General features: G+C 72.3%; 4 protein-coding genes. All 4 read right to left on the reverse strand.

The window, feature by feature from the left end:
• Positions 1-89 precede the first annotated feature (89 nt).
• The gene (locus AB0C69_RS40310) at positions 90-866 is read right to left on the reverse strand and encodes a thioredoxin domain-containing protein (protein ID WP_345175404.1); all 777 of its coding nucleotides are present in this window, start codon (positions 864-866) and stop codon (positions 90-92) included.
• Between the two features lie 60 nt (positions 867-926).
• Complete coding sequence (locus tag AB0C69_RS40315) at positions 927-1,418, reverse strand: vitamin K epoxide reductase family protein (protein WP_345175406.1); 492 nt, start codon at positions 1,416-1,418, stop codon at positions 927-929.
• A 172-nt stretch (positions 1,419-1,590) separates the two neighbouring features.
• Positions 1,591-2,403: a tryptophan synthase subunit alpha gene (trpA, locus tag AB0C69_RS40320; RefSeq protein ID WP_360361715.1), complete on the reverse strand. Its 813-nt coding sequence runs from the start codon at positions 2,401-2,403 to the stop codon at positions 1,591-1,593.
• The coding region (gene trpB, locus AB0C69_RS40325; protein WP_360361718.1) for a tryptophan synthase subunit beta at positions 2,400-3,269 on the reverse strand (870 nt) is incomplete at its 5' end. The genes trpB and trpA, both read right to left, overlap by 4 nt.

The following is a 3,269-nucleotide window of genomic DNA, read 5'->3' on the forward strand; positions in this document are numbered from 1 at the left end:
CCCCACGCCGCCGTGCCGCCGCAGCCCTCGTCGTCCTATTTCTTCTACTCCGGCGGCTTCGGCGGTCCCGGCGTCCTGGACGCGGCCGGTCACTTGCTGGCGGCGGCCGCGGCGTCGATCGCCGCCCGCAGCCCGGCGGGGTTCATGAACTGCGTCTGGTCGAGCTGCTTGCCGTTCAGGAAGACGCTCGGGGTGCCCTGGACGCCGCGGTCCTGGAGGGCGTACTTGGTCATCGCGTCGACCGTCGACTTCTTCTGCTCGTCCCGCACGCACTTCTCGAAGTTCGGGTCGGTGACGCCGACGTCCTTGCCCCACTTGACGAGGTCGTCGGGCGAGAAGCCCTTCTCGCCCTCGGGGGGCTGGAACTTGAAGAGCGCGTCGTGGTAGGAGACCCACTGGCCGGCGGGCACGCACAGCGCCGCCTCGGCCGAGCGCAGCGAGTTGATCCGGACGGGGTCCTTCTGCTGCCCGAACAGGTGGAACGGCCGGTAGACGACCTTGACCTTGCCCTGCTGGGCGAGCTGCTGGACGGTCTTGCCGGTGGCGGCCTCGAACTGCTTGCAGATCGGGCACTGGAAGTCCTCGAAGATCTCCAGTTCCGGCTTGCTCACCCCGGACTGCGCCATGAGGATGGAGCCGTCGGCCTGGCGGCTGACGGGGGCGAGCGCGCCCTGGTGCACCTCGGCCCGGCCGTTCTTGTTCTTCTGGTCGATGATGAGGACGGTCGCGACCACGACCACCGCCACGACCACCACCGACCCGAGGACGATGGCGAGCAGCCGCCGCTGCTTCTCCCGCGCCGCCTGCCGCTTGCGCTCGGCGGCCAGGCGCTCCCTCGCGGACCGCTCTCGTGCGGCCTTGCTCATTGGTTCTCCTATAGCGTGCGGACCCGCGCCGGCAGAGTGCGGCGCGCTACGACGGCGAGACTAGTCGACCTGGCCGACCCGCCGGAATTCGTCGGCCAGGACGAGGAGGAACAGCAGGACGGTGATGACGTGGACGCCGGTGCACCACAGGCAGATCTTGTGCAGGAGCGCCAGCTCCACGGTCACCAGGTAGACCACGAACAGCACGCCCACCGCGACGGACGCGATCCGTCCCCAGCGCAGCGGCGGCCAGGTCGACCGCAGCGCCCACGGCGTCATCAGCGCGCCGAACGCCAGGAAGAACGCCAGGCCGTACAGCGGCATCGGGAGGCCCGCCAGGGTGGAGTACTCGCTGGTGGTGACGGCGTGGCAGTCGACGGTCCTGGACGCCGAGCACACCAGGGCGCCCTCGTCGTAGTGCGAGATCGTGAGGTACACGGAGATGCCGAACCCGGCGAGGGTCAGCACCCACGCCGTGATCTGGAGCCACGCGGGGGGCAGCGGTTGCCGCACGGCCCCGGCCCGGCTCTTCACCGTCATCTCTTGCGTCATCGTGTTCCTCCCGGGACCGCCTGTGCCGGCGACCACACCCTATTGGCTGCCGGCGGTCCCACAAGCCTTCAACTCGGGTGAGGGCGCGGCGAGTTCCCGCGACCTGGCGGGACGTCCGGGCGGAGCCGGGTTTCGCCGGTCCCGCGCGGACGCCCCGGGCTGTCCGGAATGATCAGCGGACGTGCCGCACGCCCGCGGCGAGCTCCTCGGTGAGCTCCCGGACCCCGGCGAGGCCGGAGGCGAGGTCGGGGGCGTCCAGCAGGCGGCGGATGAACGCCGATCCGACGATCACGCCGTCGGCGAACCCGGCGACCTCGGCGGCCTGGGCGCCGGTGCCGACGCCGAGGCCGAGGCCGACCGGCAGGCCCGTGCCGTCCTCGTCCACGACGGCGCGGGTCCGCTCGACCAGCCGCTGGGCGCCGGTGTCGAGGGCGGAGCGGGCGCCGGTGACGCCCATCAGCGAGGCCGCGTAGACGAAGCCGCGGCACGCCCGGGTGATCGTCGCGATGCGCTCGTCGGTGGAGCTGAGCGCGACGAGGAACACGCGGTCGAGGCCGTGGGCGTCGGACGCCTCCAGCCACGGCCCGGCCTCCTCGGGCGAGAGGTCGGGCGTGATCAGGCCGGATCCGCCGGCGGAGGCGAGGTCGCGGGCGAACCGGTCGACGCCGTAGTGGTCGACCGGGTTCCAGTACGTCATGACGAGGACCGGGACGCCGGTGGCCGCGACGGCCTCGACGGTGCGGAACACGTCGGCGACGCGGACGCCGCCGACGAGCGCCCGGTGGACGGCGTCCTGGATGGTGGGGCCGTCCATCATCGGGTCGGTGTAGGGCAGGCCGATCTCGATGACGTCGCAGCCCGCGTCCACCATCGTCCTGGCCGCCTGCACGGCGCCCTCGTAGCTGGGGAACCCCGCGGGCAGGTACCCGACGAGGGCGGCGCGCCCGTCGGCCCTGGCCTTGTCGTAGGCGATCCGGGCGCTCACGCGTTCTCTCCCTCGGGCATCAGGCCGAAGAAGGCGGCGGCCGTGTGCATGTCCTTGTCGCCCCGTCCGGACAGGCAGACGACGATCGTGGCGTCCGGGCCGAGCTCCTTGCCGACCTTGAGCGCGCCGGCGAGCGCGTGCGCGGACTCGATCGCCGGGATGATGCCCTCGGTGCGGCACAGCAGCGCGAACGCCTCCATCGCCTCGGCGTCGGTGATCTCGCGGTACTCGGCGCGGCCCGTCTCGTGCAGCCACGAGTGCTCGGGACCGACGCCGGGGTAGTCGAGCCCGGCCGAGATCGAGTGGGTCTCCAGGGTCTGGCCGTCCTCGTCCTGCAGCAGGTAGGTCCGCATGCCGTGGATGACGCCGAGGGAGCCGCCGACGAGGGTCGCGGCGTGCTTGCCGGTGGCGACGCCCTCGCCGCCCGCCTCGAACCCGATCAGCCGGACGGACTCGTCGCCGACGAACGCGTGGAAGGTGCCGATCGCGTTGGAGCCGCCGCCCACGCAGGCGACGACGGCGTCCGGGAGGGCGCCGGTCATCTCCACGCACTGCCGCCTGGCCTCCACGCCGATGACGCGCTGGAAGTCGCGGACCATCACCGGGAACGGGTGCGGGCCCATCACCGAGCCGATGCAGTAGTGGGTGTCCTCGACGCTGGCGACCCAGTCGCGGAACGCCTCGTTGCAGGCGTCCTTGAGGGTGCGGCTGCCGGTCCGGACGGGGACCACCTCGGCGCCGAGCATCCGCATCCGGGCGACGTTGAGGGCCTGCCGCTCGGTGTCGACCTCGCCCATGTAGACGGTGCAGCTCAGGCCGAGCAGGGCCGCGGCGGTGGCGGTGGCGACGCCGTGCTGGCCGGCACC

The organism is Actinomadura sp. NPDC048032, assembly GCF_040653175.1.
Classification (GTDB): Bacteria; Actinomycetota; Actinomycetes; order Streptosporangiales; family Streptosporangiaceae; genus Spirillospora; species Spirillospora verrucosospora.